The 24220-nt window shown below is 71.6% G+C and carries 18 protein-coding genes; 4 read left to right on the top strand and 14 right to left on the bottom strand.

Going from position 1 to position 24220, the window contains the following annotated elements:
• The first annotated feature begins 347 nt into the window (after window positions 1–347).
• Window positions 348–1340 (top strand): endonuclease/exonuclease/phosphatase family protein, encoded by a 993-nt coding sequence (locus tag AB0J39_RS22210; protein WP_363467721.1) that lies wholly within the window; start codon window positions 348–350, stop codon window positions 1338–1340.
• 315 nt (window positions 1341–1655) lie between these two features.
• On the opposite strand, the gene AB0J39_RS22205 is transcribed toward AB0J39_RS22210, so the two are convergent.
• Window positions 1656–3455, bottom strand: a complete 1800-nt coding sequence (locus AB0J39_RS22205) for a WD40 repeat domain-containing protein (protein WP_363467718.1) — start codon at window positions 3453–3455, stop codon at window positions 1656–1658.
• A gap of 362 nt (window positions 3456–3817) precedes the next feature.
• On the opposite strand from AB0J39_RS22205, the gene AB0J39_RS22200 reads away from it, so the two are divergent.
• Window positions 3818–3970, top strand: a complete 153-nt coding sequence (locus AB0J39_RS22200; protein ID WP_363467715.1) for a hypothetical protein — start codon at window positions 3818–3820, stop codon at window positions 3968–3970.
• Window positions 3971–4229: 259 nt separating this feature from the next.
• On the opposite strand, the gene AB0J39_RS22195 is transcribed toward AB0J39_RS22200, so the two are convergent.
• From AB0J39_RS22195 to AB0J39_RS22165, 7 genes are all read right to left on the bottom strand, one after another.
• Entirely contained in the window at window positions 4230–5249 is a 1020-nt protein-coding gene (locus tag AB0J39_RS22195) for a LacI family DNA-binding transcriptional regulator (RefSeq protein ID WP_346228811.1), read from the bottom strand.
• A 29-nt stretch (window positions 5250–5278) separates the two neighbouring features.
• A complete protein-coding gene (locus AB0J39_RS22190) occupies window positions 5279–6670 on the bottom strand; it encodes a GH1 family beta-glucosidase (protein WP_363467736.1) in 1392 nt (463 codons plus the stop codon).
• Between the two features lie 41 nt (window positions 6671–6711).
• Entirely contained in the window at window positions 6712–7602 is an 891-nt protein-coding gene (locus AB0J39_RS22185) for a carbohydrate ABC transporter permease (RefSeq protein ID WP_363467712.1), read from the bottom strand.
• Window positions 7599–8573 carry a sugar ABC transporter permease gene (locus tag AB0J39_RS22180; RefSeq protein ID WP_169982394.1) on the bottom strand — a complete coding sequence of 325 codons (975 nt, stop codon included), beginning with the start codon at window positions 8571–8573 and terminating at the stop codon, window positions 7599–7601. The genes AB0J39_RS22185 and AB0J39_RS22180 overlap by 4 nt, the downstream gene beginning before the upstream one ends.
• An 84-nt stretch (window positions 8574–8657) precedes the next feature.
• Window positions 8658–10007, bottom strand: a complete 1350-nt coding sequence (locus tag AB0J39_RS22175) for an ABC transporter substrate-binding protein (protein WP_363467710.1) — start codon at window positions 10005–10007, stop codon at window positions 8658–8660.
• 344 nt (window positions 10008–10351) lie between these two features.
• On the bottom strand, window positions 10352–11884 hold the full coding sequence (locus tag AB0J39_RS22170) for a sulfatase (protein WP_363467708.1): 1533 nt from the start codon (window positions 11882–11884) through the stop codon (window positions 10352–10354).
• A gap of 90 nt (window positions 11885–11974) precedes the next feature.
• Window positions 11975–12793, bottom strand: coding sequence for an aldo/keto reductase (locus AB0J39_RS22165; protein ID WP_363467706.1), 819 nt, complete (start codon window positions 12791–12793; stop codon window positions 11975–11977).
• 99 nt (window positions 12794–12892) lie between these two features.
• On the opposite strand from AB0J39_RS22165, the gene AB0J39_RS22160 reads away from it, so the two are divergent.
• Complete coding sequence (locus tag AB0J39_RS22160; RefSeq protein WP_363467704.1) at window positions 12893–13930, top strand: hypothetical protein; 1038 nt, start codon at window positions 12893–12895, stop codon at window positions 13928–13930.
• Complete coding sequence (locus AB0J39_RS22155; protein WP_363467701.1) at window positions 13927–15147, top strand: DUF6716 putative glycosyltransferase; 1221 nt, start codon at window positions 13927–13929, stop codon at window positions 15145–15147. The genes AB0J39_RS22160 and AB0J39_RS22155 overlap by 4 nt, the downstream gene beginning before the upstream one ends.
• A gap of 26 nt (window positions 15148–15173) precedes the next feature.
• Here the strand turns inward: AB0J39_RS22155 and AB0J39_RS22150 are convergent, their stop codons facing one another.
• The 6 genes from AB0J39_RS22150 to AB0J39_RS22125 all read right to left on the bottom strand — a co-directional run bounded on the left by AB0J39_RS22150 (window position 15174) and on the right by AB0J39_RS22125 (window position 24063).
• On the bottom strand, window positions 15174–16157 hold the full coding sequence (locus AB0J39_RS22150) for a helix-turn-helix domain-containing protein (protein WP_363467698.1): 984 nt from the start codon (window positions 16155–16157) through the stop codon (window positions 15174–15176).
• A 520-nt stretch (window positions 16158–16677) separates the two neighbouring features.
• Window positions 16678–17940, bottom strand: a complete 1263-nt coding sequence (locus AB0J39_RS22145) for a polysialyltransferase family glycosyltransferase (protein ID WP_363467695.1) — start codon at window positions 17938–17940, stop codon at window positions 16678–16680.
• Entirely contained in the window at window positions 17933–18883 is a 951-nt protein-coding gene (locus tag AB0J39_RS22140) for a glycosyltransferase family 2 protein (protein WP_363467692.1), read from the bottom strand. The genes AB0J39_RS22145 and AB0J39_RS22140 overlap by 8 nt, the downstream gene beginning before the upstream one ends.
• Complete coding sequence (locus AB0J39_RS22135) at window positions 18880–20955, bottom strand: N-acetylneuraminate synthase family protein (RefSeq protein ID WP_363467689.1); 2076 nt, start codon at window positions 20953–20955, stop codon at window positions 18880–18882. The genes AB0J39_RS22140 and AB0J39_RS22135 overlap by 4 nt, the downstream gene beginning before the upstream one ends.
• A 123-nt stretch (window positions 20956–21078) precedes the next feature.
• The gene (locus AB0J39_RS22130) at window positions 21079–22464 is read right to left on the bottom strand and encodes an ATP-binding protein (protein WP_363467686.1); all 1386 of its coding nucleotides are present in this window, start codon (window positions 22462–22464) and stop codon (window positions 21079–21081) included.
• Window positions 22465–22617: 153 nt separating this feature from the next.
• On the bottom strand, window positions 22618–24063 hold the full coding sequence (locus AB0J39_RS22125) for a serine hydrolase domain-containing protein (protein ID WP_363467683.1): 1446 nt from the start codon (window positions 24061–24063) through the stop codon (window positions 22618–22620).
• Between the last annotated feature and the right edge of the window lie 157 nt (window positions 24064–24220).

The raw sequence follows: 24220 nt of genomic DNA, 5'->3' as shown, positions 1-24220 counted from the left end.
CATGAACGGGCTCACGAGTGTGTCGCCGCCTCCTCGGGGGTCAGCGAGACCGTGGGCAGATCCAGACCGCGGGCGATCGTCTCCGCGATGCTCTTCAGGGTGACGCCGCTTTGGGCCACTCCGTGCGGCACCGGTGATCCGTGGCGCACATCGCCATGGCGCTCCCGTTCGACCTGGCCGTGGCCGGCACGGCACCGTCCTTCGGTTACACCGGACCGAACCGCGCCGAGCGGCACGCGGCGCAGCCGACGACTGTGGCTACGGCCATTGCGACAGATGCGCTCTCGGCTGTAAGCACGAAATGCGCGTTCTTGTTCAACCCGGACAGACGAGGCGGGAAAACGACGATGACTGTCATCGGAACCTGGAACGTCGAGAACCTGTTCAGATTCACGCCGGGGGGCAAGTTCGGCCCGACCAGCCGGGCGGCGTACGACGCCAAAATCGAGGGTCTGGCCGCGACCATTACCCGGGCAGGCGTCGACGTCCTGGCCGTGCAGGAGGTCGGCGACCCCGACGCGCTCGCCGAGCTGGCGGCCCGTTTGGGGGATGAGTGGCAGCACGTCACCTCCGGGATCTTCGATCCCGGGCATCCCATCCGGGTCGGAGTGTTGTCCCGGCTTCCGTTCGAGGTCGTCACCGACCGAGCGACCTTCCCCCAGCAGCTATTAGCGATTCAAGCCGGCGATGACGGCACGACCACCCACCAGATGGGCCGGGGCGCCCTGGCCGTCCGTGTCACCGAACCCGACGGCAGGACCATCGACCTGATCGTCGCGCACCTGAAGAGCAAGCTGCTGTCGTTCCCGCCAGGACCCCATGGGCGGCCCCGCTTCCAGCCCCGCGACGAGGGCGAACGGGCCCGGATAGCGGCCTACGCCCTGCACCGGCGCACCGCCGAGGCCGTCACCGTACGCGCCTTGGCCGACGAACTGCTCGCCGGTCAGGGCGAGGCACGCCAGGTCATGGTGATGGGCGACCTCAACGACGAGCCGGAGGCCGCCACCACCCAGATCCTGCTGGGCCCGCCCGGCTCCGAACTGGGCACCCCGGGCGCCGACCAGCCGGACCGGGGCGACAAGGCCCGGCTATGGAACCTCGCCCCCCGCATCCCCGCCGCCGAACGGTTCTCCCGGGTCTTCCACGGTCGCGGCGAACTCATCGATCACCTGCTGGTTTCCCACGCCCTCCTCGCCCGCGCCGTCGAGGTCCATACGCTGCGCCCGACGGACGCGGTCGGCTCGCACGACGGGCTGCCCTCGATGACCGAAGACCCCACCAGCCGCCGCGACGCGCCGGCCTCCGACCACGCCATGGTCTTCACCCGGCTCAACTCCTGATCTGTACAGTGCCCGCACCATCCGATGCCGCACCTGCGGCGCTACGCACGAAGCTCCGGCCCGAGAGGACTGGCTGATGGCGCGGGTGGTTACCACCTCGGCACCGCCACCGAGATCGCGGCGCGCTGCACGGGTTTCGCGGTATGCCGTGGCTACTTTGGAACCCGTACAGAGTCAAGCGGAAGGGGGCGAGACCGTGAGCGCGCAGTCCGTCGAGCCGCACCCCATCGGGCACGACCCCGAGGAGATCCTCGCCCGTCTGCCAGGCGCTACCGCGAGCACTACCTCGCCGGCACCGGGCCGCGCCGGCAGCTGTCAGCGGGCCGCCGGGGAGAAGGCCACCCCAAAGACGGGACCGCTGTGGCCCGTGAGGGGGTCGCCGGCGGGCTGGTGGGTGGCCACATCCCACAGCCGCACCGTCCCGTCGCCGTCGCCGGTGGCGAGCAGGTGCCCATCGGGGTGAAAGGCCACCGCGATGGTGTGTCCGGTGAGGGGGTCGCCTGCGGGCTGGTGGGTGGCCACGTCCCACAGCCGCGCCGTCCCGTCACCGTCGCGGGTGGCGAGCAGGTGGCCGTCGGGATGGAAGGCCACTGCGGTGATGGCGCCGTTGTTGCCGGTGAGGAGGTCACCGACGGGCTGGCGCGTTGCCACGTCCCACAGCCGCGCCGTCCCGTCGTCGCTGGCGGTGGCGAGCAGGTGCCCGTCGGGGTGAAAGGCCACCGCGAAGACCCTGCTGTTGTTGCCGGTGAGGGGGCTGCCGGCGGGCTGGCGGGAAGCCGCGTCCCACAGCCGCACCGTCCCGTCGTCGCTGGCGGTGGCGAGCAGGTGTCCATCAGGGTGAAAGGCCACCGCCAAGATGTGCTCAGTGTTGCCGGTGAGGGGGTCACCGACGGGCTGGCGCGTTGCCACGTCCCACAGCCGCACCGTCCCGTCGTCGCTGGCGGTGGCGAGCAGGTGCCCGTCGGGGTGAAAGGCCACCGCCAAGACGCGATCGGCATGTCCGGTGAGGGGGTCGCCTGCGGGCTGGCGGGTGGCCACGTCCCACAGCCGCACTGTCCAGAACCCATCACCGGTGGCGAGCAGGTGCCCATCGGGGTGAAAGGCCACCGCGAAGACCCTGCTGTTGTGCCCGGTGAGGGGGTCGCCGACGGGCTGGCGGGTGGCCACGTCCCACAGCCGCACCGTCCCGTCCGCACCGGTGGTGGCGAGCAAGCTGCCCGCTTGAGATTGCGGTACGGGCATGGCAGTGGTGAAGTGGTCCACCTGCTGCGCGAGCTCATCGCGTTCCGCCTTTAGGGCAGCGATCTCGCGTGCTAGCCGGTCACGGTCGGCGCGTACGGCTACGAGCCGGGTCCGTAGCTGGTCAACCCGTCGGCGCAACGGATGCGGCTCGGGTTCCCGAGTGCTTCGCCACAACCGAACCGCCCCATCATCGGCGGTGGCGAGCAGGTGCCCATCGGGGTGGAAGGCCAGCGCGTTGATGGCGTCGGTGTGGCCGGTGAGGGGGTCGCCTGCGGGCTGGCCGGTGGCCGTGTCCCACAGTCGCACCGTCGCGTCGTCGCTGGCGGTGGCGAGCAGGTGTCCGTCGGGGTGGAAGGCCACCCCCCAAATGGAGCCGGTGTGGCCGGTTAGAGGGTCCCCGCCGGGCACGGGGGTGGCCATGTCCCAAAACAGAACCCTCGCATTGGTGCCGGCGGTGGCGAGTAGGTGCCCGTCGGGGTGAAAGGCCATCGCCTGGATGTGATCGGTGGCGGTGAGGAGAAGGCCCGCCGCCTGATACGACTCCCGCGACTCCGCGGAGGGAAGTGTGGCCCGTGCCCTGTGGCCGGCTTCCTCCGCCGCCAGCCACAGGGAACGGAACTCCTCGAGACGGCTGCCATCCCCGGTGAGGGCCTCGACGATGAGCTCCAATTGGCCCCAGCGCGGCAGCTTCTGGCAGCGGATCACAGCGTGCGCGGTGGTGTGGCTGATCGCGTTGCTGGTGCGCGCGGCCAGTTCGCGGTAGCTGGGCTTGCCGCGGCGCCGGTACAGCTCCTGCAACCGGTCGCGAAGGGCGGCCAGGGCGTCCTGGCTGGAGCCAGGCGATGAGGTGTCGGGCATGGTGGGATCGAGCATCCCAGACTGTCAGAAAACGTAAAGCCGTATCGCGTGAACTGATCCTCGCCCCCCACGCCCTCTCGTCGGCGGGGCAGAGGGCGTCAGGAATCGTCAGCGCTGCAGCTCAGTGCTGTCAGCAGCCGTCAACATCCGTCAGGCGCCGTACGACTTCATCCCGTGCCGTCAAAGATCGGGCGAGGTCGTCAACGGGCCTTCTGCATCCCTCAACCTGGAGTCACGCCACCGATTCTCCGTCGGCAACGCCCCGAACCCGCCGTCTGCGCAGGTGAACGGGGTGGCTGGTACCGGCCCGTCGCAACCGTCGCCGACACCACGCCCCCCCGCGGGGCGCACTCCACCTACGCGAAGGGACGCACCCCATGACGATCCTGTCTCAGCTGACCGCTGTCGGCACCATCGGCGCCCTGCTCCTGGCCATCCTCGCCATCCTCACAGTGGTCCATGTGTTCTCCGCTGACCCCGGCCGCCGGGCCCGGGCGCTGCGGGTGCTGCGCCTCCTGCTGCGCCGCTGACACCCGCACCGGCCGGTGCCGCCCCTTCCACACCAGCGCGCGCGGGGCCGACGACGCCGCGGCGTACTTCCACCACACGTACGTCGGAGCAGAGCTGGACGCTCATCTCCTCGAAGCCTTCGACGACCTGCGCGCCCTCTCCGCGGCCGCCCCACCGGCGCCGGCACGGCCCGGAGACTGACACCGCCCCTGGCCGGAATGCCGTGAGACCGCCGCGCCCCCTCGGGTGCGCGGCGGTCTCGGCGTATGCGTGGCCTCGTCAGGCGGAGGCGCGGATCACCAGGTGGGTGTCGAGGATGACGACCGGCTGCTCCAGCGGCTCGCCGTTTATCCGGGCGATCAGGAGCTGGACCATCTGCCGGCCCATGGCCTCGGTCGGCTGGTGCACGCTCGTCAGCTGCGGATCGGTGTGCAGCGCGACCTTGGAATCCTCGAAACCGATCACCGCGACGTCGTCGGGCACCACCATGCCCTGTTCCTTCAGCACGCGCAGCGCTCCGAGCGCCATCGGATCGGAGGCCGTGAACACGGCGTCCAGATCGGGGTGGCGGGCGAGCAGTTCGCGCATGGCGGCCGAGCCGCTCTCCTCGGAGAAGTCGCCGTACGACACGCGCTCGCTCATGCCGGTGGCGAGCAGCGCGTCGCGGTATCCGGCGAGACGGTCGACACCCACGCCCATGTCCTGCGGACCGGCGATGGTGGCGATCTTCGTCCGGCCCTTGGAGAGCAGGTACTTGACCGCCTGCCGGGCGCCGGCCCGGTTGTCCATGTCGACGAAGCTGTAGGGGTTGAGCCCCACCGGACGGCCACCGAGCACGGTCGGCACGCCCATCTCCTCCAGCCGCCCCGGCAGCGGGTCGGCGCCGTGGACCGAGGTGAGCAGCACGCCGTCGACGTGCTGTCCGGTCAGGTAGTGCTCCAGCCGGTCGTGCTCGGCACGGTTCTGCGCCATCGTGAGGATGAGCTGAAGGCCGGTCTCCGACAGCGCCGAGCCGATGCCGCGGATCAGCCCGGCGAAGTACGGCTCGTCGAAGACGCGCTGCTCCGACTCCGACACCACCAGCGCGATGGTGTCCGTCCGGTTGGTCACGAGGGTGCGCGCCGCCCGGTTGGGCACGTAACCGAGCTCCTGGATCGCCAGTAACACCGCGTCGCGCGCCCGGTCGCTCACCTTGGGCGAGCCGTTGATGACCCGCGACACGGTGCCGCGGCCGACTCCGGCGCGCGCGGCGACCGCTTCCAGAGTCGGCCGGCCTCCGGAACGGCGGTCCCCGTTCATTTATACTGCCCCCTTATCGCGTTCTGCGCTTATTGTGCCCGACTCAGCAGTCCGCCGTGTCTGATGGTGTCGGCATACCACAAAGCGCTCGATTTCATGGTGCGGGCCTGGGTCTCGTAGTCGACGTAGACGAGACCGAAACGCTTGCCGTACCCCCACGCCCACTCGAAGTTGTCCATGAGCGACCAGGCGAAGTAGCCCTGGAGCGGGATGCCCGACTCGATGGCCGCGTGGCAGATCCGCAGGTGGGCGTCGATGTAGGCGACCCGCTCGGGGTCGTGCACGGTGCCGTCCTCGCCGAGCGTGTCGTCGTAGGCCGCGCCGTTCTCCGAGATGTAGAGCGGGACGCGCGGGTACTCGTCGGCGATGCGCCGCAGCATCTCGTACAGGCCGCTGTCGTCGACCTCCCAGCCCATCGAGGTGACCGGGCGGCCGCCGTTGACGAAGCCGACGTGCTCGCTGCCGATCCACGGCGAGCCGGAGTCCGTCGGCGCGGCGGCGGCAGAGGCGGCGCCGCCCGGCGCGCCCGACACGGTGAAGCGGCTGTAGTAGTTGATCAGCAGCATGTCGAGCGGCGCGGAGATCGTGGCCAGGTCGCCGTCCTGGATGAACTCCATGTCGGACAGGTGGCTGAGGTCGGCCAGCACGTCCTCGGGGTAGGAGCCCTTGAGCAGCGCGTCCAGGAAGAACCGGTTCTGCAGCCCGTCGATGCGGCGGGCGGCGTCCTGGTCGGCCTCGCTGCCCGTGGCGGGCGTGACCGGGTAGACGTTGACGCATCCGCCGATCTGCGAGTCGGCGTTCTGCGCCCGCATCGCCTGGACCGCCAGGCCGTGCGCGAGGTTGAGGTGGTGCGCGGCGCGCAGCGCGGCGGCCGGCTCGCGCCGTCCCGGGGCGTGCTCGCCGGAGGCGTAGCCGAGGAACGCCGAGCACCAGGGCTCGTTCACCGTGCTCCAGTGCCTGACCCGGTCGCCGAGCTCGGCGTGCACGGTCGCGGCGAAGTCGGCGAAGCGCTTCGACGTGTCGCGCGAAGGCCACCCGCCGGCGTCTTCCAGGGCCTGGGGGAGGTCCCAGTGGTAGAGCGTCAGCCACGGGTCGATGCCGTAGCTGAGCAGCTCGTCCACGAGCCTCTTGTAGAAGTCGAGGCCCTTGGCGTTGTACGCGCCCGAGCCGTCGGGCTGGATCCGCGGCCAGGAGACGGAGAACCGGTAGGCGGTGAGGCCGAGGTCCGCCATGAGCTTGACGTCATCGCGGTACCGGTTGAAGTGGTCGATCGCGGTGTCGGCGTTGTCGCCGCCCACGATCCGCCCGTCCTGGCTGCAGAAGGTGTCCCAGATGGAGCGGCCCCGCCCGTCCGCGGTGAGCGCGCCCTCGATCTGGTACGCGGAGGTGGCGGCGCCCCAGACGAACCCGGTGGGGAACATCAGGCTGGGGGCTTCTGCCTCGGGTCGTGTGTCTTGCGTTGTCACGCCTTGACCGCACCTTCCATGAGTCCGCCGATGATCTGTCGGCCGAACGCGATGAAAACGACGATGAGCGGGAGGATCGACATGAGTGTGCCGCTGAAGATCAGCACGTAGTCCGTCCCGTACTTCGCGTTGAGCGAGTTGATGGCGACCTGGACCGTCGGGTTGTCCGGCGTCAGCACGATCAGCGGCCACATGAAGTCGTTCCAGATCAGCATGAACGTGTTGATGCCCAGCACTCCCATGCCCGGCCGTACGGCGGGCAGGACGACGTTCCACCAGATCCGCAGGGTGGAGGCGCCGTCGACGCGGGCGGCCTCGATCAGCTCGTTGGGCACCGCCTGCTGGGTGTACTGCGTCATGAGGAAGACGCCGAAACCGTTGAGCAGGAAGGGCAGGATCACGGCCTTGATCGAGCCGACCCATTCGAGGCTGACCATGAGGCGGTAGAGGGGGACGATGCCCATCTGCTGAAGCGGGACCATCATCGTCAGCAGCACCAGCAGCAGCAGCACCTTGCCGCCCTTGAACTGCAGCCGGGCGAACGCGAAGCCGGCGAACGTCGAGATCAACACCACCGAGATCGTCACCGTGCAGGCGATGATCAGCGAGTTGGTGAGACCGGTCAGGTAGTGCGCGTCGGGGTTGGACAGCACGCGCTGGACGTTCTCCCCGAGCTTGCCGCCGGGCAGGAACGGCGGCGGCATGTCGGTCGCCTCGGTGTTGGTCCGCGAGGCGATGACGATCATGTAGTACAGCGGGAACGCCGAGATGATGATCGTGACAGCGAGGACGAGCCGCGTCATCGGCGTGGCGGTCCAGAGGCTGGTGGCACCACTCGGCGCCTTGGCGCGGCGCCGCGTGCCGGCGGGCGCGGAGATCGTGGTCACTTGTTGCCCCCGATCCGGCGGATGAGCAGGAAGTTGATGGCCGATCCGATGAGGATGAGCAGGAACAGCAGCCAGGCGGCCGCGGAGGCGTAGCCGTAGTCGAACTCGCGGAAGCCCTGCTCGAAGATGAACATCGAGACGGTCTGGAACTGGCTCGTCGTGCCGCCGTGGACGTTGCCGTTGTAGAACGTGGTCGGCTCGGCGAACAGCGTGAGGCCGCCGATGGTCGAGTTGAGCACGACGAAGATCATCGTCGGCCGGAGCATCGGAACGGTGATCTGCCAGAACTGGCGCCGCCGGGACGCGCCGTCGATCGAGGCCGCCTCGTAGAGGTCCTTGGGGATCGTCTGCATGCCGGCCAGGAAGATGATCGCGTTGTAGCCGGTCCAGCGCCAGTCGACCATGGTGGCGATGGCGAGCCAGGAGGGCAGACGCTCGGCCTTCCAGTCGATGGGGTCGGCTCCGAACCAGCCGAGCACCCAGTTGACCACGCCCCAGTCGCGGCCGTACAGCTGGGTGAAGACGACCGCCACCGCGACGACCGAGGTCACGAGGGGGAGCAGGACGCCCAGCCGGACGAACAGCTGGAACTTCATCCGCTTGTTCAGCGCGTTGGCCAGCAGCAGCGCCAGCAGGATCTGCGGGACCGTCGCGATGAGGAACATCGCGAGGGTGTTGACGACCGCCCTCCAGAAGGCGGCGTCGTCGAGCAGGGCGGTGAAGTTGCCGAGGCCCGTCCACTCGACCGTGCCGGTGAGGTCGTAGTCGAAGAACGAGTAGTAGAGGGTGAAGGCGAGCGGGAAGAGCCCGAAGATCAGGAAGAGGATGTAGTACGGGGAGACCAGGAGGTACGGCGCGGCCTTGAGGTCCAGCCAGGTCAGGAAGGACCGGCCCGGTCTCGGCCGGACGTGCCTCCGGTTGGGCGGCATCGGTGCCCGGGTGGGTTGCCCGGCGTCGACGTGCAGGCTCATGAGTTACCTTTCGGGTGAAAGCAGGCGACCGGCCCGCCGGCGGGGTGCCGCTGCGGCGGGCCGGTGCTCACCTGGCGGGCAGGGTCAGCCCGCGGCCTTCACGGCGTCGTCGACGAGCTTCTTCCAGCCGTTCGCGTACGGCACGGAGCCGTCGTCGATGGCGGAGACGACCGACTCGATCGCGTTCTTGACCTGCGCGTGCTTCACGCCGAGGAAGACCGGCTGGAGCGCGGAGGCCGACTTGGCGAAGATCTCACCGACCGGGGCGTCGTTGAAGTACTCGTTCTTCGCGCCCTGGACGGCCGGGTCCTGCTGGGCCTGGACGTTGCTGGGCATGTTGCCGGCGAAGTTGAAGACGCTGACCTCGGCCTCCTTACCGGTCAGGTAGTCGAGGACCTGCGCCGCCTCCTTGGGGTGCTTCGACTGCTTCGGCACGGCGAGCCAGGAGCCGCCCCAGTTGCCGCCGCCGCCGGGCACCGCCGCGACGTCCCACTTGCCCTTGAAGTCCGGTCCGGCGCCGCCGTCGCCGCTGACCGCGCCGAGCATCCAGGACGGGCAGCCGAGGGTGGCGAACTGCGACTTCTTCATGCCGGTGTTCCACTCGGGCGTGAAGTTGCGCAGCTTGGCCGTGAGGCCCTCCTGGCTGATCTTCTGGGCGAAGTCGTAGGCCGTCTTGACCGCCGGGTTCTTGTCGACGATCAGGTTGTTGTCCTTGTCGAAGTAGGAGACGTTGCCGTTCTTGGCGGCCTCCTGCACCAGGACCACGTTGTAGAGCGTGTTGGTGCCGTCGACGAACTTGGTGTCCTTGACCTTGTCCTGGAACTTCTTGCCCACGGCGACGAAGTCGTCCCAGGTGGGCCAGAGCTTGCTGACCTCCTCGCGGTCGCCGGGCAGGCCGGCCTTCTCGAACAGGTCACGGCGGTAGCACAGGCTCATGCCGCCGACGTCGGTGCCGAGGCCGAACAGCTTGCCGTCGGCGGTGACGCCGTTCTCCCACTTCCAGGCCGCGAAGTCGCTCTTGCGGTTCTGCAGACCGAACTCGCCCAGGTCGGCCCACCACTCGGGGTGCGCCTTGGCGAGGCCCATGCCGCCCTCGTCGATGCCGACGACGTCACCGGCGCCCGCGCCGGACTGCAGCCACTGGATCATCTGGGGCCAGTAGACCTGCTCGAACTGGTCGGTCAGGTTGTCGTACTTGATCTGGATGTCCTTGTGCTCGGCGTTCCACTTGTCGACGGCTTCCTTGTAGCCGAAGTTCTTGCCGCCGCCGAACGTCTGGAGCGTGATGGTGACGGGGCCGGCCGCCTGCGTGGCCCCGCCGCCGGACGCGGTGTCCGTCCCCTTGTCGTCGGACTGGCAGGCGGTGGCGCCGAGAGCCAGCGCCGCCACCGCGGCGACCGCGAGCAGCCTGCCGCGGCGCGAGTTGCTAATCATCCGGACCCCTCTCAGGTGGTATCCCGAAGTCGTTCATGGGAGGTGCATCCCAGGCCGGTCCCCGATCTCACGGCCCGCGATCAGAGGTTGTGCTCGTGCTGAGCACCGTGTTGGTGAACACGTTGGGAGCGCTCCCACGAAGGGTCCTCTATGAGCAACGCGGGCGTCAATATGCCGAAACCTAACTGTTACTCCCTGGGTGGTTAGAGCCGCTCAACTGGACATAGTAGGACATACCACGCTTGGGAGCGCTCCCATCCCGATATGGGCAGAAATGATTAGCGGGCACCCCGAATCCGCCGGGGTGCCCTGTCCTATTGCCCTGCGTCAGCTCATCCGTCTCCTCATCCGGCACCGCCCGGAGCCGTCCCCAGGGTCACGCCGGCGCCCACGGACACGCCGCCCTCCACGGACACACCGGCGCCCGCGGCGTCCGCCAGCCGGCAGCCGGGCCCGGAGCAGGCGCGCAGCAGCGCCAGCCGGGCCGAGAGAGCGGCGGTCAGACCGGGACCGGCCGAGGCCGCGAGGTTGCGCGTCTCCGCCGGGTCGTCCCACAGGTCGTAGAGCTGCCGCTCCCCGGTCTCGTACTCCACGTACGCGTACCGTCCGGTCCGCAGCGCGGCGTACGTGGGAGGCGAGTGCGGCGAGTAGGAGGGGTGGTAGAACTCCACGAGCACGGCGTCGCGCCAGGCGACGTCGTGCCCCCGCAGGAGCGGTACCAGCGAGCGGCCCTCGGCCGTGGGCGGCACCGCGGCCCCGCCCAGCTCGGCGAACGTGGGCGCGAGGTCGACCGTCGACGCGAGCGCGTCGGCGACGCCCCCGGCCGGCACGCCCGGCCCGCGCACCACCATCGGCACCCGGATGTCCTCCTCGAACGGCGTCGTCTTGCCCGGCCGCAACCGGTGCTGGCCGAGGTGGAAGCCGTTGTCGGAGGTGAAGAAGATGTAGGTGTCGTCCAGTTCGCCGGCCCGGGTCAGCGCGTCGACCAGCGCGCCGACCATGTCGTCCACCCCGAGCATCGCGCGCAGCCGGTCGCGGTGGACGCGGTCGATCCTGCGTGTGTCGGCGGCCGACAGCGGCGTGCGCCCGCTGAGCCAGCGGGGCTCGGCGGACAGGTCCTCCTGGTCGAACGACGGGGTTCGCGGCGCCCGCTCCTCGGCGAAGGCGCCGGCGTGGCGCGGCGCGTGGTGAGCGGGCAGGTGCGGCGCGACCGGGGCGAGGTAGAGGAAGAACGGGGCGTCCCCCCGGGCGGTGGAATCGGTGGCGAACGCGGCGGCCTTGGCGCTCAGCACGTCCTCCAGGTAGTCCTCCGGAGCGTCGCCGTACCGCCGGAGCGCGCCGTTCTCGTTGAGCGTGTAGCCGTACTCCTGGTACAGGCGGGTGACGGGGACGTGCCACTCGTCCCAGCCCGGCGGCACGTACGTGCGTGGCGCACCCTCGGGATAGTTGTTGAGATACTTGCCCATCAGCGCGGTGCGGTAGCCCGCGTCGTGCATCCACGTCCCGAGGGTGGACGCCTCCAGCGGCCGGAACTTCGGGAACCCGCCGGTCGGCGACCTGTTGCTCTCCACCTGGTGGCTGTGCATGTACTGCGATCGGAGGATGGACGAGCGCGAGGGGCAGCACCAGGGATTGGTGACGAAGAAGCGGGACAGCGTGGTGCCCTGGCGCACCAGGAGGTCGGTGATGTTGGGGAACCGGCTCAGATCCCCGGCGTCCAGGTCGTCGGTGAGGATCAGCACGATATTGGGCCGATGGGCCGCGGGGGCGGGCTCGACGCGGGCGGCCCCGGTGAGCCCGAGGCACAGCAGGAGTGCCGCGGCGAGCCCGGCCCACAGCTTTCTCGATCGTCGTGGTTGGGGCACGGCAGCAATCATTGCCACACGTTGGCCAGGGGAAACGTGCGCAGCGTGACCGTGTGACCGCGTGGCGTCCGCTATGAGGGGAACTGCGGCGAATGCCGCCGGTCAGCCGAAGACCACCGGGTCGGGCCCGAGGCGGCGGCCCTCGTCGAGGCCGTTGATCGTCGCCATGTCCTCGGGGCCCAGCTCGAAGTCGAAGACCTCGATGTTCTCCTTGATGCGCGACGGCGTCACCGACTTCGGGATCGCGATGTTGCCGAGCTGGATGTGCCAGCGCAGCACCACCTGGGCGGGCGTCTTGTCATACTTCGCGCCGATCTCGGCCAGGGCGGGCAGGTCGAGCAGCCCCTTGCCCTGCCCGAGCGGGCTCCACGCCTCGGTGGCGATGCCGCGGTGCGCGTGGAAGCCGCGCAGCTCCCGCTGGGCGAGCTGCGGGTGCAGCTCGATCTGGTTCACCGCGGGGATCACCTCGGTCTCGGCGAGCAGGAGCTCCAGGTTGGCGACGGTGAAGTTCGACACGCCGATCGCCGCCACGCGCTTGTCGACGTACAGCATCTCCAGGGCCTTCCACGTCTCGACGTACTTGCCCTGCCGGGGAGCCGGCCAGTGGATCAGGTACAGGTCGAGGGTCTCCAGACCGAGGCGCCGCATGCCGGCGTCGAAGGCGCGCATCGTCTTGTCGTAGCCGTGATCGTCGTTCCAGAGCTTGGTGGTGACGAACAGCTCCTCGCGGGGGATGCCGGAGGCGCGCAGGGCGCGGCCGACACCCTTCTCGTTGCGATACAACTTCGCGGTGTCGATGCTGCGGTACCCGTACTCCAGGGCGGTCGTCACGGCCTTCTCGGCCTCGTCGTCGGCGACCTGCCACACGCCGAAGCCGAGCTGGGGCATCCGCACGTTGTTGTTCAAGGTGATGACGTTCATGCCTTCCATGCTGCCGTAACGCGTCGCGAAGATCCCTTCCAGGTCTGTTCACCGGGCGTTCCCGCCGCCGTCGTGTTGGACGGTTAGGGTGAGCGCGTCGTGAACGTTTCATTACGGGGCGTGGAGAACGAGGGACGGCGCCACGCCGCCGGGCAGGGGCAGGCCGTCGCGTGGGTGGAGTCCCCCCTGCAGCTGCTGTGCGTCGTCGAGGCGCACCACGCGGGGCTCCTCGGACCCGCCACCAGGGTGGTGCCGCGGGCCGGGCTGCCCGCGCTGCGGCTGACCCGCCGCGAGCTCGAGCGGCTCGGGCCGCCCGAGGGGCTGGAGCTCGCCGAGCCGTCCCCGCGCGCTCCCCGGCCGGGACGTACGTGGGCGGTCGGCGACGCCTTCTCCGGGCGCGTCCAGCTCGCCCTCCTTACAGCCGTCCCCGGCCGTACGGTGCTGGTGGACGACGGGCTGGCCACGATCCGCCTGCTGGAGCTGCTGGTCGAGCGGCGCCCGCTGCTGCGCGCCCGCGGGACGCCCGGCGCCGGCCGTAAGGTTCTGGGCGCCGCCGCCGGGTTCCGCCTGCGCACCCGCGGGCCCACGGTGTTCACCGCGCTTCCGGTGCCCGCCGGCCTCGCCGAGGATGTGGAGGGCGCGGGTGTCCGGCTCGTCCGGCACGACTTCGCCTGGCTGCGCGCCCAGCCGGCCGACCCGCCGCCGCGGGAGGGCACGGTCGTGCTCGGCACCTCGCTCGTACGCAACGGGCTCATCCACCGCGACCGCTACCTGCGCTGGCTGGAGCGGATCGGCGAGCCCGTCGCGTACTTCCCGCACCGCCGGGAGGACCCCCGCGACCTCGACCGGGTGCGCCGGATCGCCGGGCTGACCGTGTACGACGCCGGGGCGCCCGCCGAGATGACGCTGCGCGACCTGCGGCCGGACCAGCGGGTGCTGAGCCTGCCGTCCACCGCGGTCACCTCGCTGCGCGTCCTGCTGTCGGCGCGGGGCGTGCCGGTGGAGACCGTGGACGTGCCGGAGGACTGGTGGACGGCCTCGGCCGCCCCCTCGCTGCGCTCCCACCTCCAGCTGTTCGCCCATCAGCCCCACCAGCCCTTGCCTCACCAGCACGATCCCGGAAAGGTCGCTCCTTGATCCGCCTGCTCGCCGTGGCCGACTCCGACTCCTATCTGAAGTGGGCCGCGGGCCTGCTCGACGCGACCCCGCGGGACTGGGTCACGGAGCTGGCCGTCGTCCGTACGCCCATCGCCCCATCGGCGGCGCAGATCGCCGCCGCGGTGAGCGGCACCCGCACGCGGGCGCTTCCCCCGGTGCTGCCGGCCCGGCAGTTGCGGCGGGCCGCCGAACGGTTCCGGCCGGACGTCGTGCTCCTGGCGTGCACCGGTCCCGTGGTGGACGCGCTCGCGGCGGAGACGCCGGCCGGGCTGCGCCCCCGGCCGGTGCTCGTGTCGGGCCTGCCCGGCATCTCGGTGCCCGCGACGGAGAAGGCGTGGCTGTTCCGCAGCGGCTGCGACCTGTTCGTCGTGCACAGCGGCCGGGAGGTCGCCGAGTTCTCCGGGATCGGCACGCGGCTCGGCGGGGGAGGGGAGGTGGCGCTGGCCCGCCTGCCCTACCTGGACCTGCTGTCCCGCGAACCGGGCGCGGGCGGCACCGGGGGCGTACGCGACCGGGTCGTGTTCGCCACGCAGGCCAAGGTGCCCCGCCGGCGCGAGGAGCGGGAGCGCATCCTGCTCGCCCTGGCCGAGCTCGGGCGGGCCAGGCCCGACCTGGACGTGGTGGTCAAGCTGAGGGCCCGCGACGACGAACGGCAGACGCACAACGAACGTCACCATTACGAGCGGCTGTGGACCGCGCTGGAGGCCGAGGGCCGCGTGCCCGCGGGCGCCGTGCGCTTCGCCGCCGGCCCGATGCACGAGCACCTGAGCCACGCCGCCGGCTTCGTCACGGTCAGCTCCACGGCGGCGCTGGAGGCGATCGCCGCGAACGTGCCGCTGCTCGTGCTGTCCGACTTCGGGGTCAGCGCGGAGATGATCAACCTGGTGTTCGAGGGCAGCGGCTGCCTGGGCACCCTGGACGACCTCGCGAAGGCGGACTTCCGGGTGCCGGCCGAGGAGTGGTGCCGGGCCAACTACTTCCACGATCCCTCGGCCGGCGACTGGACCGGCCGGGTCGCCGCGCTGGTCGCCGCGGCCCGCGCGGGAACGCTGGAGCCGGCCCGCTCGCTCCTCGACGGCCCCGAGCACGCGGCGGCCCGGCGCCGCGCCCGGCTGCGCCTGGAGGTGCCGCCCCGGATGCTGCGGTACGGCTACCGCGCCAAGCGCCGCATGCGCCGCTACCTGAAGGCGCTGTAGCCCCCGCCCGGGACGGCACGATGGCCTCAGCCCGGCGCTCGCCCGGCCGCCGCGAGATCGCGGTGGTCGCGTGGTGACATGCCGTAGGCGGCGCGGAAGGCGCGGCTGAAGTTCGCGGCGTCGGTGAAGCCCCAGCGGGCGGCGACGGAATGGATGGGGAGGGCGCGCTGCCGGGGGTCGGCGAGGTCGCGGTGGCACTGTTCCAGCCGGCATCGGCGGATCCAGGCCGCCACCGTGAGGCCCTGCTCGGCGAAGAGCGTGTACAGGTGCCGGACGGAGATCTGGTGCGCCGCGGCGATGGTCTCCGGGGTCAGGTCGGGGTCGCCGAGCCGTCGCCGGATGAAGTCGTGGATCAGCGACAGCAGGGCCTGGCGTCGTGCTTCGGGTGTCAGCGCGTCATCGGCATCGAGCCGCCCGGCGTAGGCGGCCGCGATCAGGTCGAGGGTGACGGCGGCCACCGCCCGCGCGTCGGGGGGTGTGAGGTCCCCGGCGTTGTCCGCCAGGTGCCTGAGGTGTCCGGCCAGGACGCCGGTGATGCCGGGCCGTACGGGAAACGGCGCGGCGGCGAGCCGCCCGACCACGCCGGCCCGCAGGCCGAGCGCGGCCCGGGGGAACTGGACGACCAGTGACTTGGCCGGATCGCCGTCGGGCCCTCGCCATCCCTGGTACGGCCGGGAGGAATCGATGGTGAGGAACTGCCCGGCACGGAAGGTCGCGTCCCGCCCGGCCTGTCGCAGGCCGCCGGCGCCACCGAGGAGGAGGTGCAGCTGGAAGATCTCGGGATCCGACTGCCGGATGAGCTTGGCGGTCCGGTTCACCCGCAGCGTGTGGTGGCTCATCAGCGAAAGCTGCACCGTGCCGAGGTCGAACACCCGCGCGGACGCGTGGAAACGGGCGGGATGTTCGGTGTCCAGCCACGCCTGCAGGTGCGCCTGCGACATCGTGTCGTACCAGTAGGGGAATCGATCCCCAACGGCCAGGTTCCTGGTGCTCCACTCCAGAATTTTCATGACATGTCCTCAGCCTTGCCGCCTCGGCGCGAGGCGTGCTGCCGCTCCGGCGTGATCGCATCCGCTGCATGCACGAATCGCCATGAATCGTGCAGAGGGCGTCAAGATATCCGCGACGGACCCCGGCACCCTGACTCCACAGAGCGGTGCCGCGCCGTGACGACCCGCGACACGCCTCGGAGGAGGCCCTATGGCCGCACCGCGCGAGAGCACTCTCCCGCATGGGGCGCCGGCGGCCCTGTCCCACGAACCTCGGCAGCGGCCACGGGCGCCGTGCCCGACGCCGACCTGCGCCGAAGCCGGAGCCCGGCCACTTCCGTGCCTGCTCATCGCCCCCGAGCCTCCCGTGGCCGGCCGCGGCGTCCGCGTACCGAGGTGTGGCCGGACGGCGTCACCACCGCAGCCCCCGGCGGCGGACGCCCCGACCGTGGTCGCCATGTGCTGCTGATCGCCGCGCGAGATCACCCCGGGGCACAGCCTAAAAGATCGTGTCCCGTTCTGTCTCGCGCGGGGCGAGGGCTCAGCGGGACAGCAGGCGGCGCAGCCGCGACCGCGGGACGGCCGGGGCGGAGACGGGCGGCTCGACCAGGCCCAGCGACTCCAGCCTGCGCCTCTTGAAGTGACGCGCCGGCCCGTGGGCGCGCACGTAGGCCGCGGCGGTCTCGCGCAGGCCTGGGTGGGCCGTGCTCTGCATGCAGTAGCCCACGGCCGCGACCAGGGCGGGCAGGTCGGCGGCGGGCGGCTCGGTGATCGTGCCGTCGGCCTCCAGCCGGGGCAGCGTCGCGTCCACGATCGTCGCCGGGATCCGGTTGCTGTTCTCGTACGGCGTGAGCCGTTCGAGCACCAGATCGGTGCCGGTGGCCGCGACGGGCAGGCCGAACAGCCGCCGCGCGGTCACCAGCGCCGTGGAGAAACACCCGGCGACCAGTTCGGGGCGGTGCGCGGCGAAACACGCCTCGGCGGGCGTCGCCGCGGGGGCCACGAGGAGCTCGACGCCCAGCTCCGCGGCGACCGGCCGCAGCTCGCGGGCGTGCCGCCGCCCGGCGGCGGGGTGCGGCTTGAACAGCACGGTCCGGTGGCCGCGCGCCGCCACGCCGCGCAGCATGCGCGCGTGCAGCGCGGCCTCCTCGGCCGCCGTGACCAGGCCGAGCGCGGACAGGTACTGGCCGAGGATGACCGCCTCAGCGCGTGGCGCCGCCTCGGCCGCCTCCGCGACCCGGTCCGTCACCGAGGTGAACGACGAGTCCGCCAGGGCCTCGGCCGGCACGCCGTGCTCGGCCAGGAGCAGGGGCGCCAGGCCCGGGGCGAGGTCGAGGTGGAGCAGCCGGGTGATCCGGCCGGCGATCTCCTGCGGGAGCGGGTCGCGGGTCGGCCCGTAGCTCATGAGGCCGTCGGAGTAGACGGTGATCGGGCAGTCCTTGACCAGGCCCGCGAGCGTACGCGACGGGGGCACCGCGACCGACTCCAGCACCAGCTCGCCCGGGTCGCCGGTCAGGTCGCGCAGCAGGCGGCCGAGCATGGGCGTCTCGATCGAGCGCGGCTTCCAGTCCGACGGGTGCAGCGGCGCGATGATCTCGTTCCAGGACAGGACGCGGTCGAACCTGTCCCGCAGCGCGGCGAACCCCGGCGCCTCGTCCGGCGCCGGGGTGACCTCCGGGATCGCCGCGTTGTTCGACACGAGAAGGATCCGGCCGCCGTCGCGGAACCGCCCCTCGTCGATCGCCGCCGCGAGAGTCATCGCGCCGAACAGCGTGGAGGCGTAGAACAGCGTGGAGTCAGGCACGCGGCCCTCCGGGTAAGTAGGGCTCGAGCAGGGCGGCCCGCTCGGGTTCCAGGCCGCCGACGGCCTCGGCGCGCGTCTCACGCGGCAGCCGGGCGAGCGCCGCCCGCGCCCGCTCGTCGAACCGGGCGCGTACGGCGGGGGTGAACCGGCCGGCCAGCTCGACGTGGTGGGCGAGCAGCGCGCACAGGTTGCGGGCGGCCTTGGGCAGATACCGGGGCTCGGTCTCGTCGAGCACGATGTCGTAGGCGTCGAAGAAATGGAGCTGCCGCTCGTCGCCGATCTGCGTGAGCGAGGCCGAGAGCCCCCGCCGGTAGAACACCCCGGCGAGGGAGACCACGGCGTACGACCGGGCCAGGCGGTGCAGCCGCCAGATCCACGGGCGGTCCTCGGCGGTGTGCAGCCCGGTGGGGAAGGTCAGCAGGTCGTCCAGCTCGCGCCGGTAGATCCCGGCCCACGCGTAGGGGTAGTCGACCATGGTCTTGTAATCCGCCGGCAGGATGCCGTCGCGCGGGTCCAGCACGACGCCGCGGCGTGGCTGCGGCGCCCGGTGCGTCTCCCGCCTGCGGCCCTCGACCTGCACGTGGTCCACCCGCACGAAGTCGCACCCGAGCCCGTCGATGGCGGCGACGAGCCGGGGCAGGTAACCGGGCGCGAGCCAGTCGTCGGCGTCGAGGAAGGTGACGTAGCGGCCCGCGGCGAGTTTCAGCCCGGCGTTGCGGGCGCCGGCCAGCCCCAGCGGCACCGGGTTGCGGACGACGGTGAGCCCCGGCAGGTCGCGCCGGAAGTCCTCGACGACCTCCGGCGTCGCGTCCGCGGACCCGTCGTCCACGACGACGACCTCGGTCTCGAACGCGCGCGTCCGGTTGCGCACGAGCGAGGTGAGGGCGTCGCCGAGGTACTCCTCGCCGTCCCGGACCGGCACGACCACCGATAGTGTGATCATGCCGTGACGCGGCGCAGGCGGGCCCGCGGGGCCTCCTCGCCCGGGTAGACGCGCTTCACACCGTCGCCCAGGGCGGTCTCGATGATGCGGATGTCGCGGACCAGGTGATCCAGACCGGTGGGCTCCAGCGAGGCGGCGTGGTCGGAGCCCCACATCGCCCGGTCGAGGGTGATGTGCCGCTCGACGGTCACCGCGCCCAGCGTCACGGCGGCCAGCGAGATCTGCAGCCCGCGCTCGTGCCCCGAGTAGCCGACCGGCACGCCGTACCGCTGCCGGAGGGTGGTGATCATGCGGAGGTTGGCCTCCTCGGGCGGGAGCGGATAGGTGGAGGTGGCGTGCATCATCACCAGCCGCTCGGTGCCGAGGATCTCCACCGCCGCGTCGATCTCCTCGATCGTCGACATGCCGGTGGACAGGATGACCGGCTTGCGGGTGGCGGCCAGCGCCCGCAGCAGCTCGTGGTCGGTCACCGAGGCCGAGGCCACCTTGTGCGCGACGACGTCCATGTCCTCCAGGAACTCCACCGACGGCACGTCCCAGGGCGAGGCGAACCAGTCGATGCCGCGCTCCTCGCAGTACTTGGCGATGTGGGCGTACTCGTCCGCGCCGAACTCGGTCCGGATCTTGTACTCCATGTAGGTCATCTCGCCCCACGGCGTCTGCCGGATCTGGTCGCGCTGCTCCGGCGGCACGCAGATCTCCGGGGTGCGCTTCTGGAACTTGACCGCCTGGCAGCCGGCGTCGGCGGCCACGTCGATCAGCCTGCGGGCGATGTCGACGTCGCCGTTGTGGTTGATGCCGATCTCGCCGATGACGTAGACGGGCTGCCCGGGACCGACCAGCGACCTGCCGATCCGCACCGGCCGCGGCTGCCCGGGGTGGCGGGCGACGGTGACGGGCGCGGGGGCCGGCACCGTCTCCAGCGCGGTGGCCGGGCGGCCCGCGAGCACCCGGTCGGACAGCTCGCGCACGGCCCCGGCGCCTCCGGGGGCCGACAGCACGACGCGGGCCGCGGCACGCACCCGGGGGTGGGCGTCGGGCACCGCGACCGGCCAGCCGACGATCGCCATGCAGGACAGGTCGTTGACGTCGTTGCCCACATACGCGACGCGCTCGGGGGCCAGGCCCTCGGCGGCCAGCCACTCGCGCAGCGCGGCGTCCTTGGCGGCGAGGCCCTGCACCACCGGGACGCCGAGCTTGGCGGCGCGGGCGGCGACGACGGGGTTGCGCTCGGTCGACAGCACGAGCACCCGCACGCCCGCCCGGCGCAACAGCGCGATCCCCATTCCGTCGGAGCGGCTGACCGCGACCATCTCCCGGCCGTCGGAGTCGACGAACGCGCGGTCGTCGGTGTGCACGCCGTCGAAGTCGGTGACGACCGCGTCCACGTCGATCGGCAGCGGCTCGTCCACGAACGGGGCGAGCGCCCGGGCGATCTCCAGGTCCTCGGGGGTGTCGATCTCGACCGCGTGCCGGGCGGGCACCGGCTGGACCGCGACCCTGCCGGAGAAACGGTGGCCGCGCTCGCGCAGGCCCTCCGTGCGCATGACGTAGAACGCGCCGGTCTCGCGGTAGTGGGGCTCGCGGTCCTGGCGGCGCGGGCGCACGGCCGGGTCGTGGTTCACCCCGTGGCCGGCGCCGGTCCAGACGAACTCGTAGGTCTCGGTGGCGGCGAAGACCGAGTCGGCCTCGCCGTCAAGCACCTTGGCGACGGCGGCGTCGAGGTCGCGGGGGTCGAGGAACGCGCTGGTGCACTGGACGAGCACGACGATCTCCGGCTCCTCGCCGGACAACCCGGACAGCTCGGACAGGGCGTGGAGCACGGCGCTCTCGCTGGAGGCGGTCGGGCCGCTGAGCTCCGCGGGCCGGCGTACGACGCGGGCGCCGGCGGCCGCGGCCGCCTCGGCGATCCGGTCGTGGTCGGTGCTGACGATCACCTCGTCCACCAGTTCGGCGCGCAGACAGGCGTCCACGGCGCGGGCGACGAGCGGGACCCCGCCCACCTTCTCCAGGTTCTTCAGTGGGACGCCCACCGAGCCTCCACGGGCGGGGACGACGGCCAGCACTCGCACGAGTGACTCCTCTACCTGCGACATCGGGAACCCGTGTGACCCAAGGGGGCCGGGTGTCCCGAAAACTAGCCAGCAGGTCCTTTCGTTCGGGGTTACTCGGCTGAACGACCAGGGGCGCCGTTCTTAACTTTGGGTGTCGCCGCACGCCGCGGCGGGCCCGGCCGGGGCCAGCGGCAGCGTGATCACGAACCGCACGCCGGGCTCGCCGTCCGTGACGTCCTCGACGCGGATGGACCCGCCGTGGGCCTCCACGACCTCGCGGGCGATGGCCAGGCCCAGGCCCGTGCCGCCCCGGGCTCGGCTGCGCGCCGCGTCGGTGCGGTAGAACCGCTCGAAGATCCGCTCGCGGTCCGCCTCGGGGATCGGCCGGCCGTCGTTGCGCACGTACAGGACGGCCTCCTCCTTGGTGCGCTCGACGCGTACGCACACCAGCGTCAGCGCGTGCCGCTCGGCGTTGTCGAGCAGGTTCGCCACCACCCGGGCGAGGTGCCGGCGCAGACCCCTGACGGTCACGCCGGGGGTGTTGTGGAGGTGGGTCGGCAGCCGCTCCCGAAGCCGCTCGACCTCGCTGACGACCAGGTGGGACAGGTCGACCTCCTCCCTGGCGGTCTCGGGGACCGTGGGGATCCGGGCGAGCAGGAGCAGGTCGGCGACGATCGCCTCCAGCCGCTCGGTGTCGCGCAGCGCGGCGCAGACGGCCTCGTCGGTGTCCTCGGGGTGCAGCCGCGCGCTCTCCAGCTGGGCGCGGATCCCGGCGATGGGGGTGAGCAGCTCGTGTGAGGCGTCGGCGGCGAACTGCCGTTGCCGCTGGATCGACATGTCCAGCCGGGACAGCGCGTCGTTGGCGGCCTGGGCCAGCCGGGAGAACTCGTCGTCGCCGGGCGGCTCGGGCACGCGGCCGCCGGGGTTCCTCTCGGTGATCTCGGCGAGCTCCGAGCGGATCGCCTCCACCGGCCGCAGTGCGCGGCCCGTCGCCTTGTAGGCCGTCCAGCCCGCCAGCGTGGTGAGCAGCAGGGCCGCCAGGAGCAGCGCCGGCAGCGTGAAGGGGGTGTCGAGGATCGGCGGGGCCGCCCGGCCCGCGTAGACGAGGTCCGAGCCGGGGCCGGGGGACACCCGCAGCACGGTCACGTAGAGGCAGTCGTGCCCGGCGGGCGAGCAGGCCGTCGTCTGGGTGATCTCGCGGCCGGGGGCCGTGCGTAACGGGCTCAGGCGCGGCAGATGCCTGGCGGCGGCGCTCTCGGCGACGATCCGGCCGTCCGGCCCCGTCACCTGGATCAGGTCGATGCCGTTCTCGCCGGGCGGGATGGGGTTGCTCAGCCGTCCGTCGCGGATCTGCGCGGCGACGTGGGTGGCGGTGTCCAGGCTCCGGTCCCAGATGCGGTCCGCGACCGCGCCGCGGACGAGCACGTGCACCACGATCGCGAGCGGGATCAGCAGAATCGCCGCGGTCCCGGTGGCGATGAGTGCCAGCCGGGCTCGCAGCGACGGGGAGCGCCTGGGGAGGAGCATTACCCGAGGCTACTCATGGTCATCTTTAGGGAAACTCGCGACAGCGAAAAGCTCGCCCCAAAGTTGCTCAAAGTCTCCCAATACTGCGGGGTGCCGGGTGGGTGCGGACGCTCGGCGAGACGTATGCGTCCCGCACGGACCGTGATGTGTCGCCTACGCGACGTCGGGCCGTGTCATCAGCGGCGACCGCAGATGCAACGCCAGATCGGGGCCGGTCAGGGGCACGACGTTCCACGTCGCCACGGCTGTGCCCGCGTCGGCGTCGACCACCAGCCGGACCCGGTGCGGGGTGGTGATGACGTAGAGGTCGGCGACGAATGTGCCGCCCTGCCAGGCGCCGGCCGCGACGACGGGGCGGCCGAGCGGTGCGCTCTCCCGCCATTCGCCGTGGCCGGCCTCGACGTCGAGGGAGGACCCGAGTCGCAGGATCCATCCGCCGTCCACGGGATCGACGGCCACCGTGGTTCCGCCGGGCAGCGCCGAATCCTCGGCGGAGGCGTCGATTCTCGCCTTGACGGAACGGTCCGGGGCGGCCGAACCCGGCACCGGCGCGAACGACAGCCGCCGCAGCCGCTCGGCGAGGATCTCGTCGTCCCCGGTGCTTCCCGGGAGCTCAGCGCTCCCCGCCTGGTCCACGCCGGGCAGCAGGCACTCCCAGACCGGGTCGAGTATCGCCTCCCCCTGCGCGACGGCGGCGGTCACGGCGACCACGAGATCGTGCGACGGGACGACCACGCACAGCTGGCCGAAGGCGCCCTCGCCGCGATATCCGTGACGTGACATCCAGAACTGGTAGCCGTACCCGCAGAGCGCGTCGGGGTTCTCCGACCAGCCCTCGACCTGCTGGGTGTCGATGTGGCGTCTGGTGGCGAGCTCCACCCATTCGCGCGGGACGAGCCGCCGGTCGCCCCACAGGCCCCCGCGCAGCAGCAGTTCACCGAAGGCGGCGACGGCCTCGGTCGTGAGGTGCAGCCCGTGGAATCCGAAGGCGGCGCCGCTCGCCACCCGGTCCCATTCGGCGTGGCCGACGCCCATCGGCCGGAAGAGGCGCTCGTCGAGCAGTTCCGGCAGGCCGCGCCCGGTGACCCGTTCCACCATCCGGGCCAGGACGAAGGTGGTCGCGTTGTCGTAGGCGTGCCGCGTTCCCTCGGCCTCGGGGAACGGCACGCGCAGGAAACCCTTCACCAGGTCGCCCGGTTCCAGGCGCCAGGCCTCGTCGAGGCTGTCCGTACGGTGCCCGGCCGTCATGGACAGCAGGTGGTGGACGGTGAGGCGGCGTCCCTGCTCGCAGATGCCGGCCGGGACGTGCTCGGGCAGCACGTCCACCACCCGGTCGTCCAGCGAGAGCAGCCCGTCGGCGATCGCGAGCCCCACGGCGATCGAGGTGAACGACTTGGTCAGCGAGTAGAGAAGGTGCGGGCGCCCGGCCGAGTACGGCGCCCACCAGCCTTCGGCGACGACGTGACCGTGGCGGACGATCATCAGGGAGTGACACTCGACGGATCCCGCTTCGAGCCGGTCCAGCAACGTGGCGATCGAACGGGACGACATCCCCGAGGCGGCCGGGGTCGAGCGCGGCAGGAGGCGCTGGGAGGGCATCCGGACACGCTAACGAAACCGCGCGAGCCCGCTCAATTGAGTTTCGAGACGCGGCGCGGAGCCTCCGTGGCGCCGGGCGCGGGAGAGCCGCCCGCCCCCCGCCCCCCCAAACCCCCCCGGGGGAGAAAGCCCACCCGGCGCGGGGGCCGGACGCGGC

It is taken from the genome of Microbispora sp. NPDC049633, assembly GCF_040675265.1.
Classification (GTDB): domain Bacteria; phylum Actinomycetota; class Actinomycetes; order Streptosporangiales; family Streptosporangiaceae; genus Microbispora; species Microbispora maris.
The sequence above is the reverse complement of the archived record's forward strand: the minus strand, read 5'-3'. Positions and strand labels throughout refer to the sequence as shown.

Excerpts from the sequence above, each read along its gene's own strand:
- AB0J39_RS22210 (WP_363467721.1), top strand. The coding sequence starts at position 348 with ATGACTGTCATCGGAACCTGGAACGTCGAGAACCTGTTCAGATTCACG.
- AB0J39_RS22205 (WP_363467718.1), bottom strand. The coding sequence starts at position 3,455 with ATGCTCGATCCCACCATGCCCGACACCTCATCGCCTGGCTCCAGCCAG.
- AB0J39_RS22200 (WP_363467715.1), top strand. The coding sequence starts at position 3,818 with ATGACGATCCTGTCTCAGCTGACCGCTGTCGGCACCATCGGCGCCCTG.
- AB0J39_RS22195 (WP_346228811.1), bottom strand. The coding sequence starts at position 5,249 with ATGAACGGGGACCGCCGTTCCGGAGGCCGGCCGACTCTGGAAGCGGTC.
- AB0J39_RS22190 (WP_363467736.1), bottom strand. The coding sequence starts at position 6,670 with ATGTTCCCCACCGGGTTCGTCTGGGGCGCCGCCACCTCCGCGTACCAG.
- AB0J39_RS22180 (WP_169982394.1), bottom strand. The coding sequence starts at position 8,573 with ATGAGCCTGCACGTCGACGCCGGGCAACCCACCCGGGCACCGATGCCG.
- AB0J39_RS22175 (WP_363467710.1), bottom strand. The coding sequence starts at position 10,007 with ATGATTAGCAACTCGCGCCGCGGCAGGCTGCTCGCGGTCGCCGCGGTG.
- AB0J39_RS22170 (WP_363467708.1), bottom strand. The coding sequence starts at position 11,884 with ATGATTGCTGCCGTGCCCCAACCACGACGATCGAGAAAGCTGTGGGCC.
- AB0J39_RS22165 (WP_363467706.1), bottom strand. The coding sequence starts at position 12,793 with ATGAACGTCATCACCTTGAACAACAACGTGCGGATGCCCCAGCTCGGC.
- AB0J39_RS22150 (WP_363467698.1), bottom strand. The coding sequence starts at position 16,157 with ATGAAAATTCTGGAGTGGAGCACCAGGAACCTGGCCGTTGGGGATCGA.
- AB0J39_RS22140 (WP_363467692.1), bottom strand. The coding sequence starts at position 18,883 with ATGATCACACTATCGGTGGTCGTGCCGGTCCGGGACGGCGAGGAGTAC.
- AB0J39_RS22130 (WP_363467686.1), bottom strand. The coding sequence starts at position 22,464 with ATGCTCCTCCCCAGGCGCTCCCCGTCGCTGCGAGCCCGGCTGGCACTC.
- AB0J39_RS22125 (WP_363467683.1), bottom strand. The coding sequence starts at position 24,063 with ATGCCCTCCCAGCGCCTCCTGCCGCGCTCGACCCCGGCCGCCTCGGGG.